Annotated in this window: 17 protein-coding genes, 1 tRNA gene and 2 pseudogenes (1 of these 20 only partly in view); 2 read left to right on the top strand and 18 right to left on the bottom strand. The window is 66.9% G+C overall.

The annotated features are described in order from the left end of the window. The 6 genes and pseudogenes from rfbB to EFAMC1_RS08615 all read right to left on the bottom strand — a co-directional run. Window positions 1-381: pseudogene (rfbB, locus tag EFAMC1_RS08590) on the bottom strand (dTDP-glucose 4,6-dehydratase) (it extends 647 nt beyond the left edge of the window). A 210-nt stretch (window positions 382-591) separates the two neighbouring features. After that, a complete protein-coding gene (locus tag EFAMC1_RS08595) occupies window positions 592-843 on the bottom strand; it encodes a hypothetical protein (protein ID WP_154053877.1) in 252 nt (83 codons plus the stop codon). A 3-nt stretch (window positions 844-846) separates the two neighbouring features. Further along, window positions 847-1,089 carry a hypothetical protein gene (locus EFAMC1_RS08600; protein ID WP_261981838.1) on the bottom strand — a complete coding sequence of 81 codons (243 nt, stop codon included), beginning with the start codon at window positions 1,087-1,089 and terminating at the stop codon, window positions 847-849. Window positions 1,090-1,251: 162 nt separating this feature from the next. Next, on the bottom strand, window positions 1,252-5,046 hold the full coding sequence (dnaE, locus tag EFAMC1_RS08605) for a DNA polymerase III subunit alpha (RefSeq protein WP_154053879.1): 3,795 nt from the start codon (window positions 5,044-5,046) through the stop codon (window positions 1,252-1,254). A gap of 559 nt (window positions 5,047-5,605) precedes the next feature. After that, window positions 5,606-6,610, bottom strand: a complete 1,005-nt coding sequence (locus tag EFAMC1_RS08610; RefSeq protein WP_154053880.1) for a GGGtGRT protein — start codon at window positions 6,608-6,610, stop codon at window positions 5,606-5,608. A gap of 21 nt (window positions 6,611-6,631) precedes the next feature. Then, window positions 6,632-7,366, bottom strand: a complete 735-nt coding sequence (locus EFAMC1_RS08615; protein ID WP_154053881.1) for an iron-sulfur cluster assembly scaffold protein — start codon at window positions 7,364-7,366, stop codon at window positions 6,632-6,634. A gap of 650 nt (window positions 7,367-8,016) precedes the next feature. Between EFAMC1_RS08615 and EFAMC1_RS08620 the strand changes: the two genes are divergently transcribed. Next, on the top strand, window positions 8,017-9,033 hold the full coding sequence (locus EFAMC1_RS08620) for a LacI family DNA-binding transcriptional regulator (protein WP_154053882.1): 1,017 nt from the start codon (window positions 8,017-8,019) through the stop codon (window positions 9,031-9,033). Between the two features lie 181 nt (window positions 9,034-9,214). On the opposite strand, the gene EFAMC1_RS08625 is transcribed toward EFAMC1_RS08620, so the two are convergent. Next, window positions 9,215-10,186, bottom strand: coding sequence for a ketopantoate reductase family protein (locus EFAMC1_RS08625; protein WP_154053883.1), 972 nt, complete (start codon window positions 10,184-10,186; stop codon window positions 9,215-9,217). Between the two features lie 32 nt (window positions 10,187-10,218). Further along, window positions 10,219-10,647 (bottom strand): hypothetical protein, encoded by a 429-nt coding sequence (locus EFAMC1_RS08630; RefSeq protein ID WP_154053884.1) that lies wholly within the window; start codon window positions 10,645-10,647, stop codon window positions 10,219-10,221. A gap of 1,248 nt (window positions 10,648-11,895) precedes the next feature. On the opposite strand from EFAMC1_RS08630, the gene EFAMC1_RS08635 reads away from it, so the two are divergent. Then, the gene (locus tag EFAMC1_RS08635; protein WP_154053885.1) at window positions 11,896-12,150 is read left to right on the top strand and encodes a hypothetical protein; all 255 of its coding nucleotides are present in this window, start codon (window positions 11,896-11,898) and stop codon (window positions 12,148-12,150) included. 272 nt (window positions 12,151-12,422) lie between these two features. On the opposite strand, the gene EFAMC1_RS08640 is transcribed toward EFAMC1_RS08635, so the two are convergent. The 10 genes and pseudogenes from EFAMC1_RS08640 to hypB all read right to left on the bottom strand — a co-directional run bounded on the left by EFAMC1_RS08640 (window position 12,423) and on the right by hypB (window position 23,816). Next, complete coding sequence (locus tag EFAMC1_RS08640; RefSeq protein WP_154053886.1) at window positions 12,423-13,358, bottom strand: N-acetylglucosamine kinase; 936 nt, start codon at window positions 13,356-13,358, stop codon at window positions 12,423-12,425. A gap of 98 nt (window positions 13,359-13,456) precedes the next feature. Next, a complete protein-coding gene (locus EFAMC1_RS08645; protein ID WP_222838692.1) occupies window positions 13,457-13,732 on the bottom strand; it encodes a sulfatase-like hydrolase/transferase in 276 nt (91 codons plus the stop codon). Then, window positions 13,713-13,850 carry a hypothetical protein gene (locus tag EFAMC1_RS08650; RefSeq protein ID WP_187324623.1) on the bottom strand — a complete coding sequence of 46 codons (138 nt, stop codon included), beginning with the start codon at window positions 13,848-13,850 and terminating at the stop codon, window positions 13,713-13,715. The genes EFAMC1_RS08645 and EFAMC1_RS08650 overlap by 20 nt, the downstream gene beginning before the upstream one ends. Window positions 13,851-13,877: 27 nt before the next feature. Then, entirely contained in the window at window positions 13,878-16,424 is a 2,547-nt protein-coding gene (locus EFAMC1_RS08655) for a hypothetical protein (RefSeq protein ID WP_154053887.1), read from the bottom strand. 639 nt (window positions 16,425-17,063) lie between these two features. Continuing rightward, on the bottom strand, window positions 17,064-18,056 hold the full coding sequence (locus tag EFAMC1_RS08660; RefSeq protein ID WP_187324624.1) for a DMT family transporter: 993 nt from the start codon (window positions 18,054-18,056) through the stop codon (window positions 17,064-17,066). Between the two features lie 9 nt (window positions 18,057-18,065). Beyond that, complete coding sequence (locus tag EFAMC1_RS08665; protein ID WP_187324625.1) at window positions 18,066-18,728, bottom strand: HAD family hydrolase; 663 nt, start codon at window positions 18,726-18,728, stop codon at window positions 18,066-18,068. 375 nt (window positions 18,729-19,103) lie between these two features. Beyond that, window positions 19,104-19,179 (bottom strand) — tRNA-Thr (locus tag EFAMC1_RS08670). Window positions 19,180-19,228: 49 nt separating this feature from the next. Beyond that, window positions 19,229-19,648 (bottom strand): hydrogenase maturation nickel metallochaperone HypA, encoded by a 420-nt coding sequence (locus tag EFAMC1_RS08675; protein ID WP_154053890.1) that lies wholly within the window; start codon window positions 19,646-19,648, stop codon window positions 19,229-19,231. A 415-nt stretch (window positions 19,649-20,063) separates the two neighbouring features. Further along, window positions 20,064-22,855 (bottom strand): annotated as a pseudogene (locus EFAMC1_RS11515) (FAD-dependent oxidoreductase). Window positions 22,856-23,030: 175 nt separating this feature from the next. Beyond that, window positions 23,031-23,816, bottom strand: coding sequence for a hydrogenase nickel incorporation protein HypB (gene hypB, locus EFAMC1_RS08685; RefSeq protein WP_154053891.1), 786 nt, complete (start codon window positions 23,814-23,816; stop codon window positions 23,031-23,033). Between the last annotated feature and the right edge of the window lie 3 nt (window positions 23,817-23,819).

The raw sequence follows: 23,819 nt of genomic DNA on the forward strand, positions 1-23,819 counted from the left end.
GGAGACGTGGTGGTAGCGGACGCCGTACCTCCTCACGGCCTCCAGCAGGCGGAAGGTGCCCTCGACGTTGGTGCGCAGGAACGGCTCGGGGTCCGCGATGGAGTTGTCGTTGTGGGACTCGGCGGCGTAGTGGACGATGGCGTCGTGGCCGGGGACGACACTCTCGAGCAGCTCAGCGTCGCAGATGTCGCCCACCACGAGCTCCACGCGGTCGGAGGGCAGCCCCGCGATGTTCTCCCTGTTACCGGCGTAGGTCAGCTTGTCCAGCACGGTCACGTGCACGTCGGGGTGCTCCCGCACCACGTAGTGCACGAAGTTGCTGCCGATGAAGCCGCAGCCGCCCGTGACGATGATGTTGTGGGGCTCGAACTCCTCGCTCAAGTCTGTCCCCTTTCACTTGGGTCTATTTTTCCACACGCAAAGGCCGGCACCCACCAGATCGGGCACCGGCATGCAGAGCGGCGCCCGGAAACCCAGGCACCGCGCAGCAACAAGAATGACTAAGAGATAGACGGCCGGCACTCGCTCAGACGCACGTTCCAGCAAGTAGTAAAAGACCAGCAATATGCGCACGACGAGACAATCGTCGTGCTAAGGGCTCACGAGGTGCACGAGCGTGAGGTCCGCAAAGCCCCTGCCCGCGGGGGCCTCCCGCACGAGCCTCCAGCGGCGTATGGCGGAGAAGAACGCGAGGCGCAGCGTCGCCGCGAGGGCGTTCTCGTCGTTGTAGGCGATGACGGAAGACGCGTCCTCGTGGGCGCGCTCCACGCCCGCGGCCACGGCGCCGGCGTCGCCGGCGACGAGCGAGGCGAGCAGGGCCTCGGACTCGCGGATGGGGCGCAAGACCTAGCCCCAGCCTCCACCGAGGCCATGGTGCCTCCTATGCGACAGGTAGACGGCCGAAGCGATCGAAAGCGAACCAAAGGAGACGACCGAGGACAGGTGGCGCCTCAGGTCGGGCCTGCCCGCGAGGCGGAAATCGACCTCGCGGCGAAGCCTCAGGATGTTGAGGACGTTGTTTCCGCGCGCGACGAGGGTCAGCACCGCTCCGTAGGCGAGGTAGTCGCCGGGCGACCTTACGAGGAGCAAAAGGGGAGGCACGATGCCGCCGCACTCGAAGAAAACGGCCAGCGGACGCAGCGAAAACGACACGTCAACCAAGAGTCGCAGCCAAAACGAGGACAGACGCCCCCACCACATGCGGCCCGCCCGGCCCCGGCAGCCACGCGCCACCGGGGCCGGCCGGCCCGCCTACGCCACAATGGCCGTGCCGCGCTTGCCCATCACGTCCTGGAGGCGCGCCATGAGCATCACGTTCTTGGCGTCCACGCGCGTGGGCACCTCCATGCGCAGACGCTCGCCGGCGTTGCTCACCACGTAGAGCTCCACACGGTCCATGCCCGGGTGCAGCTCGAAGGCACCCTGCAGCCGCTCCAGCAGCGTGCGCGACAGGGCGCTTGGCTGCAGCATGACCTCGAGCGTCTTGGGCTTGTTGCTCTTCTCGGAGAGCTCGAGCGGCTCCACCGCGCTCGCGAGGAACTGGTCGCCGCGGTCGCTTCGGTCCACGCGGCCCATCACGCGCACGAAGATGTCACCCACCTGCTCGCCCGACTCGTCCACCTGGCCGGCCAGCACCGCCGCGCACTTCTTGTACGTCTTGGGGAACACGATGACATCAATCTCGTTCTCCATGTCCTCGAGCGACACGATGGCCATGGGGTCGCCGTTCTTGGTGGTGCGCTTCTGCACGCCGCTCACCATGCCCGCAAGCCAGATGGGCTTGTCGCTGCTCACGTCCACGTGGCGCACCTCGCCCGTCACGCTGGTCTTCTCGTAGCCCGAGAGCACCTGCGTGATGGTGTAGTCGCGCGCCTTGGAGAGGGCGTACTCGTAGGGGCGCAGCGGGTGGTCCGAGACGTAGATGCCCAGCACCTCGCGCTCCTGCGCCAGCTTGAGCGAGCGATCCCACTCCACGCCGTCGGGCGCGGGCACCTCGTTCTCGAAGCCGGAGTCCTTGACATCGCCAAACATGTCGAACATCGAGACCTGGCCGGCCGCGCGGTCCTTCTGGCGCTTGGCCGCGGCGTCCATGATGTTGGCCGGGTTGTTCTTGTCGACGAAGCCCATGAGCTGCATGCGCGTGTAGCCCGTGGAGTCAAAGGCGCCTGCCTTGATGAGCGCCTCCACCACGCGGCGGTTGCAGGATCCGGGGTCGACGCGGTCGACCATGTCGTGCAGGTTCTTGAAGGCGCCGCCGCGCTCGCGCTCCTTGATGATCTCCTCGGCCACGCCCTCGCCCACGCCGCGGATGCCGGCCAGGCCAAAGCGCACGCCCTCCTTGACGGCCGTGAACATGGTGCCCGACTCGTTGATGTCTGGCGGTAGGATGTCGATGCCCTCGTGGCGGCAGGCCGAGACGTAGTGCACGATCTTGTCGGTCTTGCCCGTGTAGCTCGTGAGCACGGCCGCCATGAACTCGTTGGGGTAGTGGGCCTTGAGCCAGGCCGTCTGCATGACCAGGATGGCATAGCCGGCAGAGTGCGACTTGTTGAACGCGTAGGACGCGAACTCGAGCACGTCGTCCCAGATCTTCTGGGCGACCTCGCGCTTGTAGCCGTTCTTGACCGCGCCGTTCATCCAGTGGTCGTAGGTGGTCTCGTCCGAGCCGTCCTCCCAGTGGAAGACCGTGGACGTGAGCAGCTTGATCTTCTTCTTGGCCACGGGCTTTCGGATGCGCGAGTCGGACTCGCCCTTGGAGAAGCCGCACATCTCGACCGAGATGAGCATAACCTGCTCCTGGTAGACCATGGTGCCGTAGGTCTCGCCCAGGATGTCGTCGAGGCGCGGGTCATACGAGACGGCCGGCTCCTTGCCGTTCATGCGCTTGATGTAGGAGTCCACCATGCCGGCGCCGAGCGGACCCGGGCGGTAGAGGGCGATGAGAGCGACGATGTGCTTGTACTCGGTGGGCTGCATGCCCTTGATCGTGGCCGTCATGCCGCCGGACTCGACCTGGAAGACGCCCGCCGTGTTGCCCGAGCCCAGGAGCTTGTAGATGGCCGGGTCGTCGAAGGGGATCTTGTCGAGGTCGACGTCGATGCCGTAGTTGGCCTTGATGTTGGCCTTGGCGCGGGAGAGCACCGTGAGGGTGCGCAGTCCCAGGAAGTCCATCTTGAGCAGGCCCATGTCGGCCACGGTGTGGCCCTCGTACTGGGTGATCTCGACGCCGCCCTTGGTGTCGAGCTTGGTGGGCACGTGCTCGTTCACGGGGTCGCGGCAGATGAGCACGGCGCAGGCGTGCACGCCCTCGCCGCGGATGAGGCCCTCGAGCGCCAGGGCGCTGTCAATGATGCGGCGGGCGTCCGGGTCGTTGTGGTAGGCGTCCACGAAGTCCTGCGAGAACTGGTCCTCCTTGCCGGGAACCTTCTCCATGGTGGACTTGAGCGTGGCGTTGGGCGCGGCGCTAATCATCTTGGAGAGGCGCTGGCCCATGTAGACCGGGTAGTCCAGCACGCGCGCGGCATCGTTGATGGCCTGCTTGGCCTTGATGGTGGAGTAGGTGATGACGTGCGTGACCTTCTCGGGGCCGTAGAGCTGGCGCACGTGCTCCACGACCTCGAGGCGGCGCTCGTCGTCGAAGTCCATGTCGATATCGGGCATCTCGGTGCGCTGCGGCGAGAGGAACCTCTCGAACATGAGGCCGTTGGAGAGCGGGTCGAAGGTGGTGATGTCCATGGCGTAGGCCACGAGGGCGCCCGCGGCGCTGCCACGGCCCGGGCCCACGCCGATGCCATTCTGCTTGGCCCAGCGCACGTACTCCTGCACGATCAGGAAGTAGGCCGCGAAGCCCTTGTCGCAGATGATCTTGTACTCGTACTCGAAGCGCTCCTTGATGCTCACGCCGGCGATGGTCTGGGTGGCCCAGTCGTCGCCGTAGCGCTTGGCCAGGCCCTCCTCGCACTCGCGACGGAACTGGCTCTCGTGCGTCTCGCCCGGGTCGAGCAGCGGGAACTTGGGCAGGATCATCGAGTCCCAGTCGAGCTCCACGTTGCACTTCTCGGCGATTTCGAGCGTGGTGTCGCAGGCCTCGGGGCACCAGGAGAAGAGCTCGCGCATCTCCTCCTCGGTCTTCATGTAGAACTCCGAGCCCTCCATGCGCATGCGGTTGTCGTCGTCGACCTTGGCGTTCATGCCGATGCACATGAGCAGGTCCTGCGTGGGGGCGTCGTCTCGCGTGAGGTAGTGGAAGTCATTGGTGGCGACCACCTTGAGGTCGAGCGAGTGGGCGAGGTCCACCAGCTGCTCGTCGAGCTGGCGGTCGGTCATGCCGTTCTCGAAGGTGAGGCCGTGGTCCTGGATCTCGATGTAGAAGTCACCGGGGGCAAAGAGCTCCTTGAACGTGCGGGCCCACTTGAGCGCCTCGTCGGGCTGGCCGTTCAGGATGTGGCGCGGGATGATGCCCGACACGCACGCCGAGGTGCAGATGACGCCCTCCGAGTGCTCGCGGAGCATGTCGAGCGTGGTGCGGGGCTTGTAGTAGAAGCCGCGCACCGCTGCGTCGCTCATCATCTGCATGAGGTTGACGTAGCCAGTCTGGTTCTTGGCGAGCAGGATCATGTGGTAGAGCTCGGGCTTCTTGTCGCGCGCGAGCGTGTTGTCCGGCGTGAAGTAGGCCTCGCAGCCAAAGATGGGCTTGATGAGCGGGGCGGGCTTCACCGTGTCGATGTCGCCGCCGGCGTCGTGGCAGGCGACGTCTCGCTCCCACTGGGCGTGGGCCTCGGGCTCGGAGTCGGCGTCGGGCTCGTGGATCTCGCGGCCCTTGGCATAGTTGTCCTTGTCGTGGAACCACTGCTGCCAGTCTGCCTGGGCGTGGTTGTACTTGGCCGCGGCAAGGTCAAGGTCGGGCACGCCGTACATGTAGCCGTGGTCGGTGATGGCCACGGCGGGCATCTTCTGGTCCACGGCGCGCTTCACCATGTCGGCGACGCGGGTGGCGCCGTCGAGCATGGAGTAGTCCGTGTGGTTGTGCAGGTGTGCGAAGGCCACGCGTCTCCCCTCTCGTCTATTGAAATCGAGGATACCGCGACGCGGACGCGTGGGCGTGGGCCCATATGTCCCGTCAACGAAAAAAGCGACCGCGCGGGATGGTACCGCGCACGCGATCTACGTGAGAATCGCAAGATGACGTCTTCGCACTTTTGAGTTGTGAACGGTTTTTCCGCCTAGATTCAAGGCTCCTCAAGTACGTATCCTGGCGTTTGCAAGGCGGACCCGCTTCTCGCGGGCTATAATTCGTTCACAACTCAAAAGTGCGAAGACGATAAATCCTGATCTTCCGGTAGATTGGCCGCGATCGGCGCGATGTGGCCTCGGGAGTGCCCCGGGAGGTTTCGCGGCAACGTCCGGGCCGTGTCCAGCAGCGTTCGAGCCATGCACGGCAGCGTCCGGGCCGTGTCGCCACCAGGAAAAGATCGGCGGCGCGCCCGCAGAATCCCGGCACAGGCCCGCGGCTCCGCCGCGGCACAAAGAAAGCCGCCACCCCGAGGGGTGGCGGCTCGTAGGGCGAAGCCCTATGGCCGAAAGCGAAGCACAATGGCCGAGGCGCCTACTTGTTGAGCGCGGCGTCCACGGCGACGGCGCAGGCCACAGTGGCACCGACCATGGGGTTGTTGCCCATGCCGATGAGACCCATCATGTCCACGTGCGCAGGCACCGAGCTGGAGCCGGCGAACTGGGCGTCGGAGTGCATGCGGCCCATGGTGTCGGTCATGCCGTAGGAGGCGGGGCCGGCAGCCATGTTGTCCGGGTGCAGCGTACGGCCGGTGCCGCCGCCGGAAGCCACGGAGAAGTACTTCTTGCCGGCGGCCAGGCGCTCCTTCTTGTAGGTGCCCGCGACCGGGTGCTGGAAGCGCGTGGGGTTCGTGGAGTTGCCCGTGATCGAGATGTCCACGTCCTCGTGCCACATGATGGCAACGCCCTCGCGGACGTCGTCGGCGCCGTAGCACTTGATCTTGGAGCGCTCGCCCGTGGAGTACGGGATGGTCTCGACGACCTTGAGCTCGCTCGTGTAGTAGTCGAACTGCGTCTTCACGTAGGTGAAGCCGTTGATGCGGCTGATGATCTGGGCGGCGTCCTTGCCCAGGCCGTTCAGCACGACGCGCAGGGGCTCCTTGCGGGCCTTGTTGGCGTTGAGTGCGATGCCGATGGCGCCCTCAGCGGCGGCGAAGGACTCGTGGCCGGCGAGGAAGCAGAAGCACTGGGTGTCATCGCCCAGCAGCATGGCGCCCAGGTTGCCGTGGCCCAGGCCCACCTTGCGCTCCTCGGCGACGGAGCCAGGGACGCAGAAGGCCTGCAGGCCCTCGCCGATGGCGGAGGCGGCATCGGCGGCGGTCTTCACGCCCTTCTTGATGGCGATGGCGCAGCCGAGCGTGTAGGCCCAGCCGGCGTTCTCGAAGGCGATGGACTGGACGCCGTGCACGATCTCGCGCGGGTTCACGCCCTTGTCCAGGCAGATCTTCTCGGCATCCTCCAGGGAGGCGATGCCCTTCTCGGCGAGGACGCCGTTGATCTTGTCGATACGGCGCTCGTAGCCCTCAAACGAAACAGTCATGCGTGTATCCCCTCCCCTTCTCTACTCGGACACCGGGAACGTGCTGGCGACGGAGTGGGTCTCCTTGTCGGTGCGCGGGTCGATGTACTTGACCGCGGCGTCCCACTGGCCGTAGTGGCCCATGGCACCGGCGATGGCCTCCTCGGGCGTCTTGCCGTCCTTGATGGCGTCGGTGAACTTGCCGAGGTTGAGGTACTCGAAGGCGATGATCTCGTCCTTGTCGTTGAGCGCCATGCGGGTGACGTAGCCCTGGGCAAGCTCGAGGTAGCGGGCGCCCTTGGCCTTGGTGCCGAACATGGTGCCGACCTGCGAGCGCAGGCCCTTGCCCAGGTCGTCGAGCGAGGCGCCCACGGGCAGACCGCCCTCGGAGAACGCGGTCTGGCTGCGGCCGTAGACGATCTGGAGGAACAGCTCGCGCATGGCGACGTTGATGGCGTCGCAGACGAGGTCGGTGTTGAGGGCCTCGAGGATGGTCTTGCCCGGGAGGATCTCGGCGGCCATGGCGGCGGACTGGGTCATGCCCGAGCAGCCGATGGTCTCGATGAGGCACTCCTCGATGACGCCTTGCTTGATGTTGAGCGTCAGCTTGCAGGCACCCTGCTGCGGGGCGCACCAACCCACACCGTGCGTGAGGCCGGAGATGTCAGAGATCTCCTTGGCCTGGACCCACTTGCCCTCCTCGGGGATGGGCGCGGGGCCGTGGTATGCGCCCTTGGCGACGGGGCACATGTTCTCCACTTCCTTGGAATACTGCATGCCTCTCCTTTCTTTTGGACGGGCCACGCAAGCGTGACCTGCTCCAACGGGCCGCGACGCAGTTCCCCGGCGACGCGACCTGCCTACGAGCCGCCGGCTCCCCAGCACGGCGGCACCGAAGAGGTCCGGACGCTTTCCCCGGCGGCCGAACCTCCACAGACGTCTTTACTGTAGCGCAAACCTTGGGCCCATTGGGGCCTCTCGTGCATGCAATATGTAACGTTTTCGCACGTAGATGGCGAGTTGTACACCGCTTGATGGGCAAGTGGGCAGGCAACTTCGCAAACGGGCTCTCCGTGAGATACGGCAGGCTCGCCGGCTTGTTGTACGAGACGTCGCCCACGCCCAGGTACCTGAAGACGTCGAGCAGCACCTTGCCGCAATGCTTGAACGCAACGGCGCCATGGTGCGAAACGTGACAAATCATCCGGAAGGAAATGTGACGAGCAGCCGGCCCGCCCTGCCTCGCCTCGCCCAAAATGTGACAAATCATACGGAAGAAAACGTGACAAATCATCCGGAAGGAAATGTGGGCCCGGCAAGTAGGTAAACTATAGATAAACCGTACGCAGCATACGATATAGTCGCAAACGCCCGCGAGCGTGGCGATGCAGTTTACCTACTGCGTCACCTGCAACCGAGGAGCCCCCATGCCCACCGCAACCAAAAAGCGCATCACCATCAACGACATCGCGACCATGGCGGGCACGTCCAAGACCACGGTCTCCTTCTACCTCAACGGCAAGACCGAGCGCATGAGCGAGGCCACACAGGAGCGCATCAAGGCTGCCATCGCCAAGACCGGCTACGAGCCCAGCCCCATCGCCCGCGGCATGAACGCCAAGCGCACGCAGCTGCTGGGCGTCATCATCGGCGACATCACCAACACGTTCTCCAACCAGATCGTGAAGGGCATCGAGGGCGTGGCCGCCAAGGCCGGCTACCGCGTGCTCGTGAGCAGCTCCAACCACAGCCGCACCGACGAGCGCGCCTACATCGACCGCCTGCTCGCCGTGGGCGTCGACGGCTTCATCGTCCAGCCCACCGCGCAGTTCAAGGAGATCTCCAAGGTCATCGAGGACGCAGGCAAGCAGCTCGTCTTCTTCGACAGCAAGTTCTACGACTTTGCCTCCAACTGGGTGAAGACCGACAACTACGAGGCCACCTCCCGCGCCGTAGGCGAGTGCGTGCGCAAGGGCTATCGGCGCTTCCTGCTCGTGGCCGCCCCGCCGCAGCTGCTGAGCTCGCGCATCGAGCGAACGAGTGGCTTTGTCGACGCGCTCGAGGCGGCCGAGATGGGCTTCACGCAGTTCGAGATCGAGAACGACGAGGTGGACGTCGAGAAGCTCCGCGAATTCCTGCGCGCCAACATCGACGGCACCACGCCCACGCTCGTGTTTGCCCCCAACTGCTGGGCCCTGCCCGACGTCTACGTGGCCATGCGCGAGTTCTACCCGCTCATGCCCACGCACGTGGGGCTGCTCGGCTTTGACAACACCGAGTGGGCGGGCGTGGCCAGCCCCAGCGTCTCGGTGGTGACGCAGCCCGCCTTCGAGGAGGGCGCCGAGGCGTGCCGCATCCTGCTCGACCTCATCCAGAACAAGGGCGACGTGGACCCGCACCAGGTCCTCGACTGCCACGTGCGGTGGGGCGCCACCACGATGTAGCTGCGACATATTGAGGGAGAGCTTCCGAGAGGGGCGAAGACGGGCGGGTGCGGAGTGGCCTCGATTCCACTCCGCACCCACCCTCGTTAGCGCGCGCGTCACCCGGGCGCGCGCGTCACCCGGGCGCGCGTGCCACCCGGGCGCGCGCGTCTCCCAAGCCCGCACGCCGCCAAGGGAGCCGCTACTTCTCCGCCGCGGCCATCTCCTCGTGCACGCGGTGCGCCGTCTCGGCAAAGTGCACCTCGCTGCAGAGCAGCTCGTGGCGCACGGCCTCATAGCCATGCTGACGGCCCAGCTTCACGATGTAGCCATTGATGTAGTCCACCTCGGTGGGACGGCCCTTGAACATGTCCTGGCACATGCTGGGATAGTGGTACTTGAGGTCGATAAAGCTCTGCATGATGGCGTCGACCTCCTGCTCGCGCGTGATGCCCAGGTCGATGCCGGCGAGCTCGCACACGTCAAAGCCCTCGCCCACGAGCTGCTCGCACACGTGGCGCATGTGTGGGTCGGCGCCGATGGGGCCCATCTGGATCTTGAACATGGTGCAGAGCGTGTTGCACACCGAGTTGAGCATGACCTTGGCCATCGACATGCTCATGATGTCGGGACTCCACTCGGGGCCGAGCTTGGCGGCCGTGAGGTCGGCGAAGAGCTGCTCGCCGACCGGGGTGCGCTTGTTGTCGTACTCGCAGACGTGCATGTACTCCTTGCCGAGCGCGCCCATGAAGTCAACATCGCCGGGGCCGGGCAGCACGGTAGCGATGACGGCGGTGCCGCCAAAGAGGCGCTCCGGCGAGAAGTGCTTGAGGAGCTTCTCGTAGTGGCCCATGCCGTTCATGGCCGTGAAGCAGATCTGGTGATCCTTGAACAGCGGTGCGCAGCGCTCGAGGAAGCCGTCGAGCTGCATCTGCTTGACGAAGACCACCCAGCAGTCGGGGTCGCCCGTGTACTCCTCGGGGTAGTAGACATCGATGGGCTCGAGGTGACAGTTCTCGTGGTCACGCGCCACGTAGACGCCGCCCTGCTCGCGAATCTTCTCGACGTTGGGCTCCCAGGTGTCGATGAAGTCGACCTCCTTGCCCGCGTACTTCTTGAGGTGGATGCCGTAGCGCAGGCCCATGGCCCCCGCGCCGATGACCGCATACTTCATGCGCGCCCCTTTCCGTTGGCTGTGGCGCAATCCTACCGCTTTGGGGAGACGTGGGGCAGGGCTGGCGCTGGCCGAGGGGGCGTACGCAGTCGAGTCGGGCGAACGGGACCGGGGGCCGGGCGGGCCGGCGCGGGCTGAGGGGCGAGCGGGCCACGGGATGGGCCGAGGGACTCCCACTCCCGGACGAGCACCTCCGTGACGAGCTCCACCGTGCCTGCCGGAATCTCGTAGCGCACGGCCGGGATGACCGTCTTGCCACAGCTTATGTTGGTGTTCGCCTCGGCCTTGACGAGCGCGGGCTCGCCCGGGGTGGCACCGGTGGCACGCACGCGGCAGCCCTGCGCGGCCGCCGCGAGGTCGTCGGGCGCATGGTCGGAGCCGCCCGCGAACGCGCCGGCGCCTCCCGTGCACCCCTCGTCCTCCCCCACCCCAAACGCGGCAAGGCCCGAGAAGAACGCCACCTGGGCGCGCTCAAGGACCGCACATGCGTATATACGTGTCAGCTGTTTCGCCGGCAGAGCAGGTTGCACGGACAGGAGCGTTTGCACGCGCCCGCGGGCCGCAAATGCGCATGTGCGTGCAAGCTGCACAAGAGGACCCCGTGGCCGACGCGGCCAGGCATGGGGAGCCCAAGATGACGATGTGGACGGCCCCGTCTTTACGATCTGCTTCTAGCTTAATCAGACCCCCTTTGAGGAACTGATCGATCAGCGTAATCCGAGCAATCATCAGCCCACAGCCACACGCGGGCTAATAGATACCTTTAACAGAATTCTAATAGCCTTTTGAAATAACCATAAGAATATGTAATCAGATTGATTCTGCAGATAGACGCTCAAATCCTTGAGGAGGTGAATCCGTTGGACTGCTTCAGGTGATATACCTTCAGCCCACCCTCATTGATAAGGGACACGGACATGAAAAGACTACTAGCCTTTATCCTTACTGCAGCCGTTTGTCTCTGTGGTTATGCCACGCCAGGATTTGCAATTGAGCCTGAAACCACAATCCAACTGGCGGCACTCGAGATCACCGCGCCGTTTGATCCCGATAAAGTCGACGTAATTAGGACCTACGATGCCCCCGCCAACAAGGTCACCGCAAAAGTGTTGGATAAGATCAGCGGGGAAGTTCTCGACGAATATAGCGAACGGCCCGAAATCCCATTTCTGTCATCGAGAATCGTGCTACCGACGTACGCGCTAACTCAGAGATTGCCCCATACTATGACAACTACAACACTACCTTGAGCAGGACCCGTACTATCGCTACGGCAGATGGCATGAGCGTACAGACAATTGTATGGGCAGAAGTAAACGTTACCGCCTCCACTTCGTGGGGTCAAATCGAACGGGTTAACAGCGCTGGACAATATGCCGCAAGTGGCTCCTACTATCTCGAAAGCCCACACACCTACTCGAGCACCACAAGGTTTCCTACCAATACGATTGTAATTGGGTATCAAGGGACCGTAACGGTCGCGAAGGGAAACACCGCCGGGTTCAGCTATAGCGGCCTTCTCTCTGCCGGATTCGGGATGTCAGGGTCTTCGAGCAGCACCTGGTACGCACGCAAGTACTATTCAAGTACGGTCTCAATCAGTCTCCGCTAAATAGAGCTGGCACTTGAGCTGTCAAGTAGTCCGGGAGGTGGGCAATATGTGCAGGACCCTTACCACGAGAGTCATAAGGCTGGGCTTTTGGAGCGCCGTGTACCTGTTCGTGCATGTCGGTGTCATTGGGCAGGCGCTGCTGGAAGTCGGGGGCATGCTCTCCAGGCTCGGACTCCTTGGCCAGAGCAATGACATTTTCCTGGTCTTTGGCGGAATCCCCGGCGTTGCACTCATTGAGAATCTGGCCGCGGCCCTGAGGGTAATCAGCGCGATGCTCGTCACCTATCAGTTGCTTCGTGTCGGCGTGCTCATCTACCGCCGACCAAGGGCGGCGGTAGACGGCCCGAAGTAATTCCCGCCAACAAGGCAAGAACCAACAGCCGGGCACTCGCCCCCCAGATGGGCACGTGCCCGGCTGCACGAAACGGAGCATTTGGGCATGTTTTTAAGCCGCAAATGCGTATATTCGTGTCAGCTGTTTCGCCGGCAGAACAGGTTGCACGCACAGGAGCGTTTGCGCGCATCCGCGGGCCGCAAATGCGCATGTGCGTGCAAGCTGCACGAGAGGACCCCGTGGCCGACGCGGCCACCGGCACACGCCGGCTGCGCACGTGCGCGCGAACCCTACCCAAGCCGGTCCCTCAGCAGCAGCACGGCGCCCATGTCGGGGTCGTAGGCGGGGTCGACGAGCTTGCACCACGCGGGCAGCATCGCGCGAAGCGGGCCCAGGATGAGCTCGCCCACCTTGTAGGTGCCACCGGCGTACGTCACCGCCACGGGTTCCTCGCCGGCGCCGCCCTCCAGACCGCCCGCCTCGCCACGCCCAAACAGCTCGCGCGAGAGCACGACGGCAAGCTCGGCCAGCTCGCCCGCGGCGGCCTCGAAGATGGCCACGGCCTCGGGGTCGCCCGACTCGGCGGCCCTTGCGGCAAGGCGGCTCAGCGCGGCGGTCTTGGTGCGGTCGTCGGCCAGGTCGTCGCGCACGTAGCCGATGATGTCGAACTCCTCGGCGAGGCCCAGCCCCTCCATCACCACGTCGTGCAGCGCCCCGCGCGGCGCGCGCCCGTCGCTCTCGCGCGAGAAGGCGGCGAGCAGCTGCTTGCCGATCCACCACCCGCTCCCCTCGTCACCAATCTGATGGCCCCAGCCGCCGCAGCGCTCGACCCGTCCGTCGCAGATGCCAAACGCGATCGAGCCCGTCCCGGACTCGAGCACGATACCGTCGCCCAGCGCCAGCGACGCCGAGAGCGCCGCCTCGCCGTCGTTCATGAGCGTGTAGGGCCGCTCGCCTGCCACGCGCGCGACGCTCTCCCGAATGCGGTCGGCGACGCTGGCCTCCTCGCCAAACCCGGCGATACCGAAGCCCACGCCGAACTCGCCCACGTCGTTGCGCCGGACCAGCTCGTCGATGCCCTCCGCGAGGAGGCGCTCCATGCCGTCGTAGCCAACCTGCTGGAAGTGCGTGGTTCCCAGCCGCAGGGTGTCGACGCGGGCCAGGTCGTCGTCGAACAGCGTAAACGCCGTCTTGGTCCCGCCGCTGTCAACTCCGATGTAGTGCATGGCTGCCTCCTCCGTGTGTGTGCAAATCGCTGGCGGGCGCGCACAGAAAACCCGCCGCCCGGCTAACCCGGCAGGCGAGCGGTCGGCCCACCAACCCGCTAGCTACTCTTGACCTCGTCCCAGTCCGAGCGCGCCGGCGTGCAGATGGCCGTGGGCGTCCAGGCGTTGGTGAAGGCAAAGCCCTCCTCGCCGATGCGGTCGAGGCTGGGCGTCTTGGCGTACGGGTTGCCCAGGCATCCGATCGAGTCCACGCGATGCTGGTCGGTCATGATGACGAGGACGTTCTTCACATTCTCGGGGATGCTCCGCGCAGAGCCGCCCTCCTGGTTCGCGGGGCTGCCCTCCCCCGCTGTTTCACACTGATTGCCTGCCAATGGACCGCCTTTCTAGCCAGCAGAACATGTCCTCGAGCACGAGGCGGACGTCGAGGTCGTGGTAGACGCGGATGGACCGCCCAGAGGGCATCTCGAGCCCGGGCATCGCGCCTGCCATCTCGGTCCCTCCCCTTCCCGCAGCCGCCTACGCGTCCGCGACCACAAGCGCCACGTCGTTGCCCACGCCCCAGCGCACGAAGTGCCAGGCATCGACGCTCGTGTGCGCCGGCGCGTGGTCGGGGTCGGCGAAGTTGCGCGTGCCCTCGAACTGCGCGGGCGTCACGAGTCCCACGTCACCACGATAGTAGTGGTGCGGCCCCAGCACGTTGTAGGTGCTGTTGAAGACCTCCACCGAGAGCGCATGGTCGCCGACCCCAAGCTCGAGCGACGCGGTCCTGAAGTCCGGCCCCCACACGTCGAGCGGCCCTCCCGCGTCCACGCGCACGCGCGCCGCGCTCGCCTCCACGTCGCGAAGCTCCACGCAGAAGCGTCCTGCCTCGGCCACGTGCACCGTCTTCTCGAGCGTCACGGGACGGAAGGCGAAGGGATAGCCGCTCTCGAGCAGGTCGGCCGAGAGCTCGGAGAGGCTGCCCTCGCGGTAGAGCTCGAAGGTGCCGCGGCTCGTCATCTGACGGCCGTCGAAGGGCCAGAGGCGCGACCACACGCCAAAGCGTCCCTCGAGGTAGAGAACCGGGCGCGGCTCGTCCACCACGGAGAAGGCGAGGCGGTGCACGCCTGCCGTGCAGAGACCAGCCGGCGGCGTGGCCACGTAGCGGCCCCGCTCGTCCAGCTCGAGGTCGAGCGCCTCGCCATCCCAGGAAAGCCCCGCGACCGCGTCGCTTGCCATGAGGGTGCAGCCCGCATCCGAGAGGTCCTCGACGAAGTCGAGGGAGGCCACGCGGAGGGACTCGTCGGCGGGATTGAGCGCTTCGGCAGGCCCGTCTGCGGCACCGGCAGGCTCGCCCGCCGTGCCATCCCCGCGCCCGACCATGTCCCCATCATCCTCGTCCGGCTCGACGGGCCCGTAGCCAATCTTGAGGAGGTTCCGCTCGGGAGGGGTGACGCGCCAGGGGGACTGCTCGGGCACCACGGACTCGAGCCGTTCCTCGGGCTTGGGCGCCCGGGCCAGCTCACCCACGGCAAGCGTCTCGGGCATGCCCGTGAACGACGTCGTCACCTGGCCCAGCTTGGCGAGCCACCCCTCGGGCGTGAGCACCTCGCCGCCGGCCGCCCCGAGGCCCGCGAGCATCTTGGACACCACGGGCGACGCATAGGCCTCCGCGAAGGCAATGACGCGCTGGTAGCGGGCCTTGCCCACCACGAGCTCGGCGCCCGCCGTGCGTCCCCTGCGCTCGAGGGCGCGCTCCTCCACGAGGTGCGGCGAGACGCCCAGCGCGCTGGCGGCGTCCATGAGGGCCACCACCTCGTCCGATATGCGCGCCGAGGCCGTGTCGGGTTCGCCCGAGCCGTCGCGCTCGTCCACGCCCGCAAGCTCGCCGGGCGTGAAGCACTCCTGCACGACGCGCATGGGCACCACGACCACCGTGCCCGCCCCGTCGCGCGCCGTCTCGCAGGCGTCGGCGTCGGCCAGGCTCTCAAGCACGGAGCGAAACACGGGCTTCCACGTCATGTAGGTGGGCATCGCCGCCGGCCAATCGCGCATGGCCGTGGCGTCGAGACGCAGGTGGTCGAGGTGGAGCAGCACGTCGGTGATGCCGCAGCCGCCGATCCAGCGCACGTAGCGCACGAGGTCGGCCGCCGTGGAGCCGTTGCCCGCCCCGCCGAACGCCTCGCACATCGAGCGGCCGTCGCCCACCTGGGCCGCCACGCTCGAGGCAAGGCGCGGGTAGTAGCGGTTGTGCGGTTCGCGCTCCAGGGCGTCGACGCCCGGAAGCGTGGTGGCGGCCAGGACCTCGAGGGCGCTGCCCGCGTAGCCCACCTGCAGAAACGGGGTCTCCTCGCCCTTGAGGTGCGCCGCCAGCCGCTTGCCGTGCGCGTCGCACCACTCGCGAATGGGCTGGTAGAAGCCCTCGACGAGGCAGTCGGTGAGCGTCTCCCAGTAGGCGCGGCGAAGCTCGCGAATCTGGTCGGAGTCGCCGCCGAAGAGCCCGAGGAGCCGCTCCGGCGAGACGTCGATGCCCTGGGCTCGCAGCTTCCGCTCCACCTCGGGAGGCCACGGCAGGACGTCCGCACCCGCGGGCGCGGCGGGGCAGGTGAAGCGCACCTCGTCTGAGAAGAAGGCCTCCACGTGGGCGAAGGCCTCGGGGCCGAGGCCCGCGCGGTAGCGCTCGTGTGCGAGACCGACGAAGGCCTCCGTGCAAGCCCGCGAGAAGGTGCTGGGCCCGCGCCGCTCGCGCACGGCCACCTGGCGCTGGAAGACGGGCGCCGTGGCGGGCGAGCACTCGAGCCAACGCACGACCGAGTCCGGCACCGCCTGCTCGACGGGCCCGTCGAGGGGCCCCACCGGCCAGAGGTTCTCGTCGTGGATCCAGAAGGCGAGGCCACGCTCGCGCGCGTGCAGGATGGCCCCGGAGAGGATGCGCAGGTACTCGTCGCCCAGGTAGGCGGCCGGATAGTCGCGCGGATGCCATACCACGCCGTCCAGCCCCAGGCGCGCGTACTCGTCGATGCGGCGTTCGAGTTCGCCGGGGCGAGGCGTGTCGTTGACGGCGAGAAATGCGTAGAAGCGCATAAGTCCTCCGAGTTAGGGCACGGCATGACGCATCGAATGGTACCCTATGTGCATACGACTCGGAGACCAGAGGGGACAGGTGTCCCAAACCCGCGCCCGGCACGCACACGCGCGTCATGCGCGGCACGAACGCGCACGGCACGCACGCGCACGCGCGCGCGTCATGCGCGGGCCGCCTCGTGCGCCGCACGACCGGCGCACCACGCAACCCGCTGCGCCACACGCCTCGCAACGGCCACACTCCGCGACGCGGTACGGGACTCCCCCCATTCTTCCGCGACTGTAGCGTTTTCGGACAAGGCCGACTCAGCCACCTGCGGTTTTGCAGGGCCCCTTGTCCGAAAGTGCTACGTTCGCGGAAAGTGGGGGCCGGACTGCCCCTACCCACCGCGACTGTAGCGTTTTCGGACAAGGCCGTCTCTGCCACCTGCGGTTTTGCAGGGCCCCTTGTCCGAAAGTGCTACGTTCGCGCAGCTCTCATCCACAACTGTAGCGTTTTCGGACATGACACCTTCCACTGACCTGGGGTTTTGTGACCGGTGCTGTCCGAAAACGCTACACTCGCGAATCAGCGATGAAGGCTTGACGGCGGCGGGCCGGCAACGGCAGGGCGGGGCCGGTCGCCAACGACGCCTCGCCCTACCTCCGGCGGCGTACCGGCAGGGCGGCCACGATCTTGTCGCCCGCCTCGGAGAACACGATGCCACAGAAGATGAGGGCAAACCCGAACAGGAGGCGCGGCGTGAGGCCCTCGTAGCCAAACGCCACGGAGAAGGCCACGCCCGACGGGCTCTCGAGCGACGAGAGCAGCGCGCCGGCCGACGGGTCCACCTTCGTGAACGCGTAGTTGAGCACGGCCAGCGCCGCAAACGAGCAGATCACGGCCAAGAACACGAGCGAGCCCACGTTGCCGGGCGTGAACAGCTCGGCCTCGGGCGGGCGCTCCAGGGCAAGCGTCCCCGCGCCCACGATCGCCGTGATGGTCACGAACTGCCAGAACGTGAGCGCCCAGACGTCCTTGTCGCGCCCCTCGGAGGCCACAACCACCATCTCCAGCGCAAAGAAGACGGCACCCACGAGCGTGAGCAGGTCGCCCGCGTTGAGCGGCAGGCCGTTGTCGAGCACCACGAGCCCCATGCCCGCGAGGCTCGCGAGCGCCGCGATCACGCTCGTACGGCGCGGCGTCCCCTTGCCCATCGCCCAAGCGCAGAACGGCACCAGCACGCAGTAGATGCCGGTAAGAAACGCGTTCTTGCCCGGCGTAGTGAACACGATGCCAAACGTCTGGAACACGTAGCCGAGCCCGTAGAAGACACCCAGCACGATGCCCGTGCGAATGACGGGTCCCGTCACGTGCGCCCGGATGCGGTGCCAGAACACCGCAAGCATGAGCAGGCTCGCGATGCCAAAGCGCACGAAGAGCAACCAGAAGACGGGGAACTCCGCCGTGACGTCCTTCATGAGGAAGAACGAGAAGCCCCACGCGAGCGCGCACGAGACGATAAGCAGCTTGTTGAACCAGTCGGCGTCGAGCAGGCGGCGCGAGGGGGCGCCGTCCCCGCGGCGGCGTGCGGGGCCGCCCTCCCCGCAACGGCGTGCGGGGCCGCCCTCCTCGTCCTGGGCCACAGTCACGCCCACCGCCTACGCGAGGTCGAAGTCGGCGTAGGACTCGAGCGACTCGTTCGCCGCGCTCACGTCCTGCTTGACGATGGATCCGCGAAAGCCCAGCACGTAGGCGCCGGACGCCGCGCCCGCGGCGATGCCGGTGGGCGAGTCCTCCACGACGACGCAGCGCTCGGGCGTGGTGTCGAGGCAGCGCATGGCCGTGAGGTAGGGCTCGGGGTCGGGCTTGTGGTGGTCGACCACGTCGCCGGTGATAATCACGTCGAAGGACGAGGCCAGGCCAAAGCGGTCGAGCATGCACAGGACGTGCGGGGACACCGTGGAGGAAACGAGGCCCGTGCGCAGACCGGCGGCGCGCAGGCGGGCGATGAGCTCGCGGACGCCCGGCATGACGCGCATGTCCGGCTCGAGGTAGATGGTCCGGCTGAGCTCGCCGCGGTCGCGGGCGGCGTCCATCGCGGAGGTGAACTGCCCGAGGGTGATGGCCTTGCCGTACTTGGCGGCGAGCGGCGGGATGCTGTCGGCCGACTTGCCGCAGAGCGTGAGCGCGTCCTCGTAGGTCACCGGCACGCCGAGCATGTGGTAGACCTTGACGTTGCGCTCGGCGGCGATGGGCTCGGAGTCGACGATGACCCCATCGCAGTCGAACAGGACGCAGTCAATCTTCTCCGGGCGCGCCATCGGCGTCTCCTCCCCTGTGGGTCGCGAGGACCGCCCGGGCGGCGCGCGATGGCGGCCACCGAGGCTCCCGCGACATAGACATGGCCGGCCCCAGCAAGCGCAGACCGGCCATCTATCACGGTTTTTCTGGTTGAGTGTAGCAGATGCGCGGATGGGGACCGCGGGGCCGAACCCTCGCATGGTCCACGCGTTCTGCGGGGCAGAGGTACGGAGTGATGCCCTAACATGTGGAACAGTGCACTGCCAGGTTACGTGACAACCCTAGAGGCTGCGCTTGGGACCAAGGATAGGCAGTCACAAAGGACGATAGCCAATGGCAAAGGCTGAATACAAAACAGGCCAGAGACACCATAGCCTCTGGCCTGCGCTTTTCGATGGAGCCAGCTACCAGACTTGAACTGGTGACCCCCGCTTTACGAGAGCGGTGCTCTACCAACTGAGCTAAGCTGGCGACTCCATATGACCACTGGTGCGGCTCCGCTCCCAGCAGCGGGTTATTACTATAACCAACGGCCCAATCTGCCGCAAGAAGAATCTTTTGGAAATTGCCGGAAGACCCTCCGCCATCGGCGTCCCCACTCCACCTCGATCTCCTTGATCATGACCTCGGTCCCTCGCAGCAGATGTGTGTTGCCGCTGCCGCACACCGGACAGGTGCGGCCATACTCCACGGTGGCGTACTCGGCCCCGCAGTCGTCACAGAGCGTCACCGCGGGAATGGCCTCCACCGCAAGCTCGCAGCCGTCCAGGAGCGCCTCGCGCGCGCAGGCCCACTTCCACGCGTCCTGCAGGTACGCCGGCACCACGCCCGAGACCTCGCCCAGCTCAAGGATCACGCGCGTGACGCGGGAGACACCGTTCTCCTCCGCCACGCCTTTCACGTCGTCGATGATGTAGAACACGATGCCCAGCTCGTGCATGAATGCACCTTCCCTGCCCCTCTCATCGCCCCGACGCGACACCGAATCTCGCGAGGCTGGTCACGAGGGGCGATTTACTGTGCCTCGCACTCTCGCCCGAACACCCCGCGCACGCATCGTGGCGCCTTCTGAGGCCCAAACCATGCCCTCTCGAACGGTCGCGGTCCAAGGAAGGCCGTCAAGGCATGACCCAATCGAGCCCAGCAGGGCACTCGCGGCCGGGACAGGCACGGTAAGTCGCCATCCGTGACCACTAACCAAGAACTCGACACCGCGAGCAGCGGCTCGACGTTGGCGCGAGGAAATCAACCGCTGCAAAGCGGGGCGCCCACCACCGCGGGGCGAGGACAATCGCCGCCGCGAGGACAATCGCCGCCGCGAGGCGGGCAGCACTCCCCCGCCCCGCGGCGAGCCCCTACTTCTTCTTGAACCGGATCTTGAGCTCGCGCTTGAGGGCGTAGGGCGCGATTGCCGACAGCTTACTCTCGGACTTCACCGTCCGCGAGCACTCGGGCCGCTCACGGAACAGGTGGATGGCGTCGAACTCGCACTTGGTGGTGCAGAGGCCGCAGCCGATGCACTTGTTCTCGTCCACCACGCTCGCGCCGCAGCCCAGGCAGCGCGCCGTCTCGGCGCGCACCTGCTGCTCGGTGAAGGCGGCCACGTACTCGCTGAACGGCAGCTTGCGCTCGAGCCCGTGGTCGACGCGCGGCTCGTTCCTGCCTGCCTCGTCGTAGCTGCCGGGCTCGACCTCCTCGCGGTCGATCTTGCGGTAGCGGCGCTGGTTGCGCCCGATGGTGAGCGTGCCGCCCTGCACGAAGCGATGGATGGAGACCGCAGCCTCGTGACCTGCGGCGATGGCGTCGATGGCGAACTTGGGGCCGGTGTAGGCGTCGCCGCCCGCAAAGACGTCGGGCTCGGCGGTCTGGTAGGTCACGGGGTCGGCCACGGCACCGCGCCCACGCCCGAGCTCCACGGCAGACCCATCGAGCAGGCCTCCCCACTCGATGCTCTGCCCGATGGAGAGTACCACGCGCGCCGCCGGCACGAAGGTGGTGTCGCTCTCGTCGAAGGTGGGCGAGAACCGACCGTCCTCGTCGAACACGCGCGCGCAGCGCTTGAGCGTGACGCCCCGGACGCTGCCGTCCTCGCCGCGCACGACCTCGGCCGGACCCCAGCCGTTGTGGATGGTCACGCCGTCCTCGGCGGCCTCGGCGCACTCCTGCTCGCTCGCCGGCATCTCGGCCGGACTCTCGAGGCACCACATCGAGACGGGCTCGGAGCCCAGGCGCGCGGCCGTGCGGGCCACGTCGATGGCCACGTTGCCGCCACCCACGACCACCGTGGGCCCGTCGAGCGAGAGCCTCCCGTCGCCGGCCGCCGTCAGGCCAACCCGGCGCGCGGCCTCCTCGAAGCCCCGCTCGCCCGCCTGCGCCATGGAGACCGCCCGCAGGAAGTCCACGGCCGCCGACACGCCGGGTCCCTCCTCGCCGGCCACGCCCGCAAGCCTGCCTCCCTGACAGCCAATCGCCAGGTAGAACGCCTTAAAGCCCTGCGCGCGCAGCTCGTCGAGGGTCACATCGCGCCCAACCTCCACGTCATAGCGGAACTCCGCGCCCATCGCCTCGATGACGGCGACCTCGGCCGCAACGACGTCCTTCTCCAGCTTGTAGCTGGGGATTCCGTAGGTGAGCATGCCGCCCGGACGGGCGCTCCTCTCGAACACCACGGGGTGGTAGCCCTTCTCGGCCAGGTAGTAGGCGCACGAGAGGCCCGCCGGGCCCGCGCCTACGATGGCCACGCGCTCGGTGAAGTCGCCCTCCACCTTGGGGCGCACCTGGGGCGGCACGTGGCGGGTCGCGGGTCGAGCTCGGTCTGGGCCACGAACTTCTTGACCTCGTCGATGGCCACCGCGCGGTCAACGGCGCCACGCGTGCAGGCGTCCTCGCAGCGGCGGTTGCAAATGCGCCCGCACACCGCAGGCAACGGGTTTTCGCGCCGTATGAGCGCGAGCGCGTCGGCGTAGCGACCCTGGGCGGCAAGCTTGAGGTAGCCCTGCACCGCCACGTGCGCCGGGCAGGCCGTCTTGCAGGGCGCCGTACCCGTGTCGTAGGTCTCGATGCGGTTGGTGTCACGGTAGCGCGGGCTCCACTTCTCGGGACCCCACTTCACCTCGTCGGGAAGCTCCTGCCTGGGATAGCTGGGCACGGCGTGCGTGCGCCTGTCGCAGAGCTTCTGGCCGAGCTTCACCGCACCGGCCGGGCACACCTCCACGCAGCGGCCGCAGGCCACGCAGGTCTTGGCGTCGGTGTGCGCCACGTAGGCCGAGCGCGACAGGTTGGGCGTGTTGAACAGCTGGCTCGTGCGCAGCGCGTAGCACACGTTCACGTTGCAGTTGCAGATGGCGAAGATCTTGTTCTCGCCGTCGATGTTGGTGATCTGGTGCACGAAGCCGTTGTCCTCGGCGCGCTGGAGGATCTCGTAGACCTCGTCGCGGTCGACGTAGCGACCGCGATCGGTCTCGACCACGAAGTCGGCCATGTCGCCCACGGCGATGCACAAGTCGTTATAGTCGTCGCCGCAACCCTCGCCCATCACCTGGCGGCTCATGCGGCAGCTGCAGGCGCTCGCGGCGTACTTGCCGTCGTACTTGTCGAGCCAGTGCTTGATGTGCTCGATCGAGACGGAGTGGTTCTCGTGCTCGATGGCGCGCTCGACCGGGATGACGTGCATGCCGATGCCCGCACCTCCCGGCGGCACCATCGGCGTGGCGCGGCTGAGCGGGCCCTTGCTGGCCTGCTCGAAGAACTTGGCGAAGACGGGGTGCTCCGTGAGCTGCCCCATGCGCATGTTGAGGAACTCGGCCGAGCCAGGCACGAGCATGGGCAGCACCCACTGCTTGGTGCGGGTGGGATTCTCCCAGTCGTACTCGAGCAGACCCGTGTAGGAGAGCCTGTCGAGCATCGGCTCGAGCGTGACCGCCGGGATGTGCGTGGCCTTGACCGCCGCGTCCAGGGTGTAGGGCCGGCGCATCTTGAGGTGGCAGAGCATCTCGGCCTCGTCGTCGGTAGCCGCCTCGGCAAAGGACCAGTACTCGTAGGGCAGAAGCTGGTCCTTGCCCAGGAGCCGGTTGGTGCAGTGCCTGGCAAGCGCCACGATGGCCGGGCGCGGGCTGTCCGGCAGGGGCCTCACGAACTGGGCGCCGATGTCGGGCTCGGTGAAGGAGACGCCGAGGCCGTTGACCGTGCGCGTGCCCTCGGGGGCCTCGACGGTCTGGGCGGGGAGTCCAGCGGAGTTGGGGCGGGGCCCGGCGGCACCGGTGCGCCCCTCTGGCGCGGCGGCCTCGGGGGCCTGCACGGCGGAGCCTCTCGTGCCGGCCATCCTAGGCCTCCTTCCAGTCCATGACCTTGGCGTAGAGCCAGCTGGTCCAGGCGTCCACGCCCTCGCCCGTCTTGGCCGAGATGGGAATCACGCGGGCGTGGGGGTTGCGCATCCGCACGTTCTCGCGCAGCCTGTCGTAGTCGAAGTCGAAGTAGGGCGCCACGTCCATCTTGTTGACGAGCACCAGGTCGCAGACCTGGAACATGAGCGGGTACTTGAGCGGCTTGTCGTCGCCCTCCGGCACGGAGAGGATGGCCACGTTAGCACTGGCCCCCGTGTCGAACTCGGCCGGGCACACGAGGTTGCCCACGTTCTCGAGGATGGCGAGGTCGAGCGGGGCTGCGCCGGCGTCGGCCGCGACGCGGTCGAGCTCGGCCAGGCCCTGCTCGCACATGGCGGCGTCGAGGTGGCACATGCCGCCCGTGTGCAGCTGCACGGCGGGCACGCCAGTGGCCGCCATCGTGCGGGCGTCCACGTCGGAGTCGATATCGGCCTCCATGACGCCCATCGACAGGCGCGGGGCGAGGAGCTCGACCGTGCGCGCGAGCGTGGTGGTCTTGCCCGACCCCGGACTGCTCATGAGGTTGAGCAGGTAGGTGCCGCGGGCGCGCAGGCGGGCGCGCAGCTCGTCGGCGGCGCGGTCGTTGCTCGCGAACACGCTCTGCCTGACCTTGATGACGCGCACCGCACGCTCGCGCGCGGCGCCTGCCGGGCGCTCCGTCGCAGGCGACGCCGCGACATGCCGGCCCTCGGCGCGCCCGGGGGCGGCCGCTTCGTTGTCTCCCATGGT

It is taken from the genome of Olsenella uli, assembly GCF_901212675.1.
Taxonomy (GTDB): Bacteria; Actinomycetota; Coriobacteriia; order Coriobacteriales; family Atopobiaceae; genus Parolsenella; species Parolsenella uli_B.

What these genes read in the sequence shown, in the direction of transcription:
- EFAMC1_RS08615 (WP_154053881.1), bottom strand. Translation starts at nt 7,366, where the DNA reads ATGCAGTATTCCAAGGAAGTGGAGAACATGTGCCCCGTCGCCAAGGGC.
- EFAMC1_RS08640 (WP_154053886.1), bottom strand. Translation starts at nt 13,358, where the DNA reads ATGCACTACATCGGAGTTGACAGCGGCGGGACCAAGACGGCGTTTACG.
- EFAMC1_RS08665 (WP_187324625.1), bottom strand. Translation starts at nt 18,728, where the DNA reads ATGGCGCGCCCGGAGAAGATTGACTGCGTCCTGTTCGACTGCGATGGG.
- EFAMC1_RS08610 (WP_154053880.1), bottom strand. Translation starts at nt 6,610, where the DNA reads ATGACTGTTTCGTTTGAGGGCTACGAGCGCCGTATCGACAAGATCAAC.
- EFAMC1_RS08655 (WP_154053887.1), bottom strand. Translation starts at nt 16,424, where the DNA reads ATGCGCTTCTACGCATTTCTCGCCGTCAACGACACGCCTCGCCCCGGC.
- EFAMC1_RS08620 (WP_154053882.1), top strand. Translation starts at nt 8,017, where the DNA reads ATGCCCACCGCAACCAAAAAGCGCATCACCATCAACGACATCGCGACC.
- EFAMC1_RS08625 (WP_154053883.1), bottom strand. Translation starts at nt 10,186, where the DNA reads ATGAAGTATGCGGTCATCGGCGCGGGGGCCATGGGCCTGCGCTACGGC.
- EFAMC1_RS08650 (WP_187324623.1), bottom strand. Translation starts at nt 13,850, where the DNA reads ATGGCAGGCGCGATGCCCGGGCTCGAGATGCCCTCTGGGCGGTCCATC.
- hypB (WP_154053891.1), bottom strand. Translation starts at nt 23,816, where the DNA reads ATGGGAGACAACGAAGCGGCCGCCCCCGGGCGCGCCGAGGGCCGGCAT.
- EFAMC1_RS08675 (WP_154053890.1), bottom strand. Translation starts at nt 19,648, where the DNA reads ATGCACGAGCTGGGCATCGTGTTCTACATCATCGACGACGTGAAAGGC.